The organism is Pedobacter sp. 01N416, from assembly GCF_056399685.1.
Genome location: NZ_JBFTRT010000198.1, coordinates 1 through 8,173 on the forward strand (window position 1 = coordinate 1; position 8,173 = coordinate 8,173).

At 41.3% G+C, this 8,173-nt stretch carries 7 protein-coding genes and 1 pseudogene; all 8 read left to right on the top strand.

Annotation, left to right across the window (positions count from 1 at the left end; all coding sequences use genetic code 11):
* Positions 1-433, top strand: a pseudogene (locus AC1DND_RS12705) (hypothetical protein); the annotation flags it as partial.
* Between the two features lie 19 nt (positions 434-452).
* Positions 453-1,556, top strand: a complete 1,104-nt coding sequence (locus tag AC1DND_RS12710; RefSeq protein ID WP_477582070.1) for a M20/M25/M40 family metallo-hydrolase — start codon at positions 453-455, stop codon at positions 1,554-1,556.
* Positions 1,557-1,965: 409 nt separating this feature from the next.
* Positions 1,966-2,043 (top strand): potassium-transporting ATPase subunit F, encoded by a 78-nt coding sequence (locus AC1DND_RS12715; protein ID WP_082035969.1) that lies wholly within the window; start codon positions 1,966-1,968, stop codon positions 2,041-2,043.
* Positions 2,044-2,082: 39 nt separating this feature from the next.
* On the top strand, positions 2,083-3,801 hold the full coding sequence (kdpA, locus tag AC1DND_RS12720) for a potassium-transporting ATPase subunit KdpA (RefSeq protein WP_477582072.1): 1,719 nt from the start codon (positions 2,083-2,085) through the stop codon (positions 3,799-3,801).
* A gap of 8 nt (positions 3,802-3,809) precedes the next feature.
* Entirely contained in the window at positions 3,810-5,837 is a 2,028-nt protein-coding gene (gene kdpB, locus AC1DND_RS12725) for a potassium-transporting ATPase subunit KdpB (protein WP_477582074.1), read from the top strand.
* A gap of 105 nt (positions 5,838-5,942) precedes the next feature.
* Positions 5,943-6,503: a K(+)-transporting ATPase subunit C gene (locus AC1DND_RS12730; protein WP_477582076.1), complete on the top strand. Its 561-nt coding sequence runs from the start codon at positions 5,943-5,945 to the stop codon at positions 6,501-6,503.
* Positions 6,504-6,676: 173 nt separating this feature from the next.
* Positions 6,677-7,747 (top strand): porin, encoded by a 1,071-nt coding sequence (locus AC1DND_RS12735; protein WP_477582078.1) that lies wholly within the window; start codon positions 6,677-6,679, stop codon positions 7,745-7,747.
* Between the two features lie 143 nt (positions 7,748-7,890).
* Complete coding sequence (locus AC1DND_RS12740) at positions 7,891-8,136, top strand: hypothetical protein (protein WP_477582080.1); 246 nt, start codon at positions 7,891-7,893, stop codon at positions 8,134-8,136.
* Positions 8,137-8,173 lie beyond the last annotated feature (37 nt).

Here is an 8,173-nt window from a genome sequence, read left to right on the forward strand (position 1 = left end):
AACTAGTACTGGCGAGTGGGTAGGTTTTTCTTACCTCGAAACCTGGGAAGATGAACGCTTCGTTTCCAACTCGGGGCTTATTGTTGCACCCAAATTCAGGAATTCTGGAGTAGCCAGATCCATCAAAAACAGAATCTTCAAGATGTCGAGAAGATTGTATCCCAATTCAAAAATCTTTAGCATTACCTCAGGCCCCGCAATTATGCGGATGAACGCCAAACTTGGTTTTCTGCCAGTCAGTTTTGCCGAGATCACACACGATGAGCATTTCTGGGAAGGTTGCAAAAGCTGCGTGAACTACGATATTTTAACACGCAAGAAAAAATGCAATTGCCTCTGTACCGCTATGCTTTTCGATCCGGAATACTTTGCTGATGCACAACCCATAGTTTATCAGCAAGCTGAGATCTACCAGGAAGTTATTTATTCTTAAAATACCTAACCACATTATCATGAACACGATCAGTAAAATAAAACTTACCGAGGGTCCTGATCTTAATCACCTCTATCAGGAATCACTCGAACTCCTTTCCTCCTTAATCGCTATTCCTTCTATCAGTGGCGATGAGATGCTTACTGCCGACCAGATCGAATCTTTCTTAAACCTGCAAGGCATAAACACTTTTAGAAAATACAACAATATCTGGTGTTACAATAAACACCTAGATGCTTCAAAGCCAACCATCCTATTAAACTCCCATCACGATACGGTTAAACCTAATAAACAGTATACCAGAGATCCTTTTAGCCCGATTATAGAAGATGAAAAAATATACGGACTGGGCAGTAACGATGCCGGCGGTCCGCTGGTGGCTTTAACCGCTACTTTCTTGTATTTCTATGATCGAAAAGATCTTCCCTTTAACCTCTGCCTTGCGGCAACTGCCGAAGAAGAAACCTCAGGAGAATTGGGCATCCGCAGCATATTACCTGATATTAGAGGAATATCTTTTGCCATTGTAGGCGAACCCACGGGTATGCATATGGCCATTGCCGAAAAAGGTTCGATGGTAATCGACTGCGTTTCAAAAGGCCGCTCAGGCCATGCGGCTAGGGAGGAGGGCGATAATGCCATTTACCATGCCCTTAAAGATATCGACTGGTTCAAAAATTATCTGTTTCCCATTATGGACGATCAACCGCAGCCTGTTAAAATGACGGTTACAGAGATCAGGGCAGGTATTCAACACAACATTGTTCCAGCTGAGTGCAGTTTTACGGTAGATATCCGTTTCGACCATAATTATACCGAAAGAGAAATAGTGAATACCATTGTCAATCATACCTCATGCCATTTTACTTTGCGGCCAAACGTATTAAAGCCATCTTTTATCGATATGCTTCATCCTGTTGTGATAAGCGGACTTTCGCTTGGCAGGAAAACTTACCTTTCGCCAACAAGCTCCGATCTAGGCTGGTTGGATATGCCTTCGGTTAAAATGGGACCAGGTAATTCTGCACGCTCTCATACTGCCGATGAATTTATTGGCATTGAGGAAATTGAAGAAGGGATTGATATTTACATCAGTTTACTCGAAACTTTGGAGCTCTCTTAGTCTTAGCGTCTTTCCTAGTCTTAGTTTTTGCCATGGAGACTCGGAGAACACGGAATTACATGATGAGGTCTTAGCGGATGCTAAGACCAGAGCATATCTTGGCGAGACGCTAAGACCAGAGTTTAGGCTGTCGTTTCTTTTCAGCAATGACGAACTAATTTTTCCCAAATGAAAAAAACCTTTCCAAAATGGAAGGGTTTTTTTATGCCTAATTTAACTTTAATAACTCTTTATTATTGTAAATATCTGTAAATCAATTGTTTGTGATTTGTTTTTCTTTTATGGTATAAGAGTTGGCTAATGGCATGTAAAATCAATACAATCATGACAATACTCATTTTTTTAATCCTAATCCTGCTCTGCTGGGCTACTTACAAATCAATCGACTGGTTCGAAAAAATCTAACATTATGATCGCATTATTCATTATCGCCATCGCCGTATTTATCTATATGATCTACGTGCTGATCAAACCCGAAAAATTTTAATCTTTTCTCCTTTAAGGAGCGCAATTAACAAATCAAAAAATGAACACCGAATTAACAGGCATTATCGCCACCTTCCTGCTCACCCTGGTCATCGCAATACCATTGGGTAAATACCTGGCTAAGGTTTTTGCAGGAGAAAAAGTCTGGACAGATTTTTTAAAACCATTGGAAACTGGTATTTACAAGCTTTCCGGAATCAATATTAAAGAACAGATGAACTGGAAACAGCAGTTAAAAGCACTGCTTACCATTAATATACTATGGTTGTTTTACGGCTTTTTTGTCCTCATCTTTCAGGATAAACTTCCATTCAATCCGGATGGCAACTCTGCGATGACGCCAGATTTGGCTTTTAATACCATTATCAGCTTTGTTGCCAACTGTAATCTGCAGCATTATTCGGGCGAAAGTGGCGTAAGTTACCTTACCCAGCAATATGTGCTCATGTTTCTTCAGTTTGTAAGTGCGGCAACTGGTATTGCGGCTGCGGTAGTCCTTTTTAAAGCCTTTAGAGATAAAACAACAACCGAGCTTGGTAACTTCTGGGAGTTTTTTGTAAAATCGATTACCCGTTTATTGTTGCCTTTATCACTTGTGGTTGCTTTAATCTTAACTTTTAATGGTACCCCAGCAAGCTATGAGGGTAAAGATCAATTTATTTCCCTTCAAGGTGATACCGTACATGTTTCGAGAGGACCAGCTGCTCAAATGATTGCCATTAAACATTTAGGTACAAATGGTGGAGGTTATTTTGGGGCCAATTCGGCACATCCTTTTGAAAATCCAAGCTACTTTACCAATATGGTAGAAATGATTGCGCAAACAATTATCCCTTTAGCGATGATCATTGCATTTGGTTATTTTATCCGTAGAAAAAAACTAGCCTGGACCATTTTTGGTGTAATGACCATTGGTTTGTTTATGTTGCTTTTACCAACCTTAAGTTCAGAGTTGGGCGGTAACCCGGCCTTGGCTAAAATGGGTATCTCGCAAACTACCGGTGCAATGGAAGGTAAAGAAGTGCGCTTCGGTCCGGCAGCTACTGCTTATTGGAGTACACTTACCACTGTAATTTCTACAGGATCGGTAAACGGGATGCACGATAGTACCATGCCTTTAACCGGATTATGGCAATTACTGGCCATGATGATCAATTCATTCTACGGAGGCTGCGGCGTAGGTTTATTGAATTACTTCATTTATTTAATTGTTGCTGTATTTATTTCAGGCTTGATGGTGGGAAGAACACCAGAGTTTCTTGGGCATAAAGTAGAGGCAAGAGAGATTAAGATTGCAGCGATTATCACTTTGTTAAGTCCGTTTTTGATCCTTGCTGGAACAGCCATTGCAAGTTATGTTTTTACCAGTCATGGCGATGCTGCATGGGCTGTTCAGCCTAAAAACTGGCTCAATAATCCTGGTTTCCATGGATTCTCAGAAATGTTATATGAAATGACTTCATCCAACGCTAACAATGGCTCAGGGTTTGAAGGACTTGGCGATAACAATATCTTCTGGAATCTATCTACCGGTATTGTGATTTTCCTTGGTCGTTTTTTACCGATTATCGGACCTGTTGCCATCGCTGGATTATTAGGCGCTAAAAAATTCATCCCTGAATCTGCAGGTACACTTAAAACAGATACCAAGACCTTTGCCCTAATGACTTTCGCGGTAATCATCGTGTTAAATGCACTTTCTTATTTCCCTGCTCTGGCTTTAGGTCCATTAGCAGAATATTTTACCATGCTTAAATAAACATACAAATGAAACCCAATAATAAATTGTTCGAACCTGCCTTGGTGCAGACCGCGCTAAAACAATCTTTCATCAAACTCGATCCAAGGGCAATGGTGCGTAATCCGGTCATGTTTACTGTGGAAATAGGAACACTGGTAATGGCTTATGTTACTGTGTACTCTTTTAGCCATAGCGGACAGGGATCACCGTTATACAATTTCTTCATCTTTTTAGTCTTATTGCTTACCGTGCTGTTTGCAAACTTCGCTGAAGCCATTGCAGAGGCAAGAGGGAAAGCACAGGCAGACAGCCTCCGTAAAACAAGAGAAGAAACACCTGCAAAGGTACTTTTGGCCAACGGAATCATCGAAATCCGTTCGTCCAACCAGTTAAAGAAAGGCGATGTGTTTATTTGCGAAACAGGCGATACCATCCCAACTGATGGAGAGATTATTGAAGGTATTGCCACTATTGACGAATCGGCCATTACCGGCGAGTCTGCTCCTGTAATTCGCGAATCGGGGGGAGATAAATCTTCAGTAACCGGAGGTACAAAAGTATTGTCTGATGAGATTAAAGTTCAGGTAAGCACTGCTCCAGGCGAAAGCTTTTTGGATAAGATGATTGCCTTGGTTGAAGGTGCATCGCGCCAGAAAACACCAAACGAAATTGCTTTAACCATTTTACTGGCCAGTTTTACCCTGGTGTTTATCATCGTATGCATAACGTTGAAACCTTTTGCCGATTACGCCAATACGCCGATTACCATTGCTGCACTGATCTCGCTGTTTGTATGTCTGATCCCAACCACCATAGGCGGACTTTTATCTGCCATTGGTATTGCCGGAATGGACAGGGCATTAAGAGCCAACGTAATTACCAAATCGGGTAAAGCGGTAGAAACTGCAGGTGATATTGACGTATTGCTTTTAGACAAGACCGGAACCATCACCATTGGTAACCGTAAAGCAACCAACTTTTATCCAACAGCAGGAGTAAACATTAAAGCTTTTACTGATGCCTGTTTGCTGAGCTCTTTGGCCGATGAAACCCCAGAGGGAAAATCAATCATCGAACTGGCTGCTGAGCAGGGTGTTAAATCTGCCGGAACACCTCAGGGATCTACTTTTATCAAATTTACTGCCGAAACCCGCTCAAGTGGATTAGATACCCTTGATGGAAGAAGAATTAGAAAAGGGGCTTTCGATTCAATCAGGAATATTGTAGAAAAAGCTGGAAATATTTTTCCTTCCGATATCGAAAATCATGTAAAGGCCATTGCTACCAATGGAGGAACGCCACTTGTGGTGTCTGAAAATGAAAAGGCCCTTGGCGTAATCGAGCTTCAGGATATTATTAAACCAGGGATCAGCGAACGTTTCGAACGTTTAAGGAAAATGGGTGTGAAAACCGTGATGGTTACAGGTGATAATCCATTAACAGCTAAATATATTGCAGAGAAAGCTGGTGTTGACGATTTTATAGCTGAGGCCAAACCCGAGGATAAAATGAACTACATCAAAGACGAACAGAACTTAGGCAAACTGGTAGCAATGATGGGAGACGGTACCAATGATGCGCCTGCCTTAGCACAGGCAGATGTCGGTGTAGCCATGAACAGTGGGACACAGGCTGCAAAAGAGGCAGGTAATATGGTCGATTTGGATAACGACCCTACTAAACTGATCGAAATCGTAGAGATCGGTAAACAGTTACTAATTACACGTGGTACACTAACTACTTTTTCCATCGCGAATGATGTGGCCAAGTATTTCGCCATCGTTCCGGCATTGTTTATTGCTTCAATTCCTGCCTTGCAAAGCCTGAACATTATGGGGCTGCACTCACCAGAATCAGCCATCATGTCGGCAGTAATTTTTAACGCCATCATTATCCCGATCCTGATTCCACTGGCATTAAAAGGTGTGGCTTACAAACCTATCGGCGCAACTGCTTTATTACGCAGAAACCTGTTTATATATGGTATTGGTGGTGTAGTAGCCCCATTTATAGGGATTAAAATAATCGATTTATTGGTCGGTCTATTTGTGTAAAGTATTCTTCATTCCCGCGTAGGCGGGAATCTTAAATCTATTGCATTAAGATTCCCAATCAAGTTGGGAATGACGAATCGAATAAAAAATTAAAAGAATATAAAAATGAAAAAGTATATCATTCAATCTATCCGCTTAACCCTAGTCCTATTGGTACTGTTATGCGTAGTATATCCAATCACTGTGGCCTTTATTGGAAAAATGTCTAAAGGCAACGGTGGCGGAGAAAAAATCACCAAAAATGGTAAAACAGTTGGTTATGCGTTGCTGGGTCAATCTTTTACCAAACCGCAATATCTCTGGGGAAGACCATCAGCGGTTGCTTACAATGCAGCGGGTTCTGCAGGTTCTAACAAAGGGCCATCAAACCCTGATTATTTAAAAGAGGTGCAGTCGCGTATCGATACCTTATTGAAATACAACCCAGGTATCAAAAAATCAGATATTCCTGCCGATATGGTTACCGCATCAGGAAGCGGGCTTGATCCGAATATTTCTGAACAGGGTGCCGCGATCCAGGTTGCAAGAGTGGCAAAGGCCAGAAAAATAGATGAGAAGAAAGTGAAAGAGCTAATTGCCATGAATACTCTTAAGCCTTTTATGGGGCTTTTTGGCCCCTCATCGGTAAATGTGTTGAAATTAAACCTTGCCCTGGACGAACTTTAAAAAACTGACCATCCTGCTGCCTGCCTGTAAAGCGTTTGCCAAAACAGTCCGGCAGGCAGCATCACCGGTCAATCTGACAATACCCAAGAATTAACAATAACCAAGCAGATGAGGCCCGTAAAAACGAGCATGGGCCTCATTGGCTTTGCCTTACACAAAACAATTCCAATTTTATGAAAAAATTAGTATTACTAGCCGCTGCAGTTACAGCCGGATTCTTCGCAAAAGCACAGGAAGAACCGAAAATTAAAGTGAGCGGCTATCTTGAAGCCTATTATGGATACGATTTTAACAAACCAGCCGATCATAACCGTCCGGGGTTTATTTATTCACATAACCGTGCAAACGAGGTAAACCTGAACCTTGGTTTTATCAAGGCAGCTTATGATAGCGGAATGATCAGGGCTAATTTAGCAGTAATGGCAGGAACTTATGCCAATGCAAATCTTGCTGCTGAGCCTGGCGTATTAAAAAATATCTTTGAGGCCAATGCTGGCGTGAAATTATCCAAATCGGAAAACCTTTGGGTTGATGCCGGAATCTTTTCTTCGCACATCGGTTTTGAAGGTGCGGTTTCAAAAGACTGTTGGGTGTTAACCAGAAATATTTCTTCTGAGAACACCCCTTATTATGAGTCGGGTGCAAAAATTACTTATGGTACCAAAGATGGCAAATTTACAGCAACAGCACTTTACCTTAACGGATGGCAGCGTATTACCCGCCAGAATGGAAATAACAAACCTGCGGGCGGACTTCAGCTAACCTGGAAACCAACAGACAAGATCATGGTAAACTACAGCAATTATCTTGGAACTGAAGGTGCTGATTCGGTTAGGGTAAACAGGTTTTACCACAACGTTTATGGCATCTTTCAGGTTACCGACAAATTTGGTGTAACCGTTGGATTTGACTATGGAACACAGCAGAAAGCAAAAGGTAGTGATGATAAAAACGAGGTGATTTCACCTGTGGCAATACTTCAATATAAATTTGCACCAAAATGGGCTGTTGCCGGAAGGTTCGAATATTACGAAGATAAAAACGGGATCTTTATCGCCACCGGAACACCAGAAGGTTTCAAGACAAAAGGCTACTCGTTAAACCTTGATTATTCGCCAATCTCCAATGCAATTATCCGTCTGGAAGGAAAKGCCTACGATAGCAAGGATAAAATCTTTGTGAGGGATGCAGCAGCAGTAAATGCCAATACAGCCCTTACAGCGAGTATAGCGGTTTCGTTTTAATAAGAGTCAGTTCGTCATTTCGAGCGGAGCGCCGCGTAGTCGAGAAATCTAATGCAGATCTCTCCATTGCGCTGCGCTTCAGTCGAGATGACGACCATTTTAAAAATGAAATTAACTTTTAGGATAACTCTTTAACAAAAACAATGCATCCATACATAGAAATATTGTTCAGCCTGTTTTTAGCATTCCTTGGAATGTTAATGATGAGAAAATTAAGCTCATTAAAAAGGAAAAGAACATCTGCTATCAAAAAAAGTTATGCTACTGAAAAATACTTTAAACTGATTTCCAGGAAGATTTCACTTAAATTTATGATGGTATTATTTACCCTTATGATTGTTGCCATCACCATATTAATAGAAAAAGGAATAATGGTTGTTACCTGGTAAAAAGATCATGGAAGAAGAACAAAAAGAAGAATCGGTC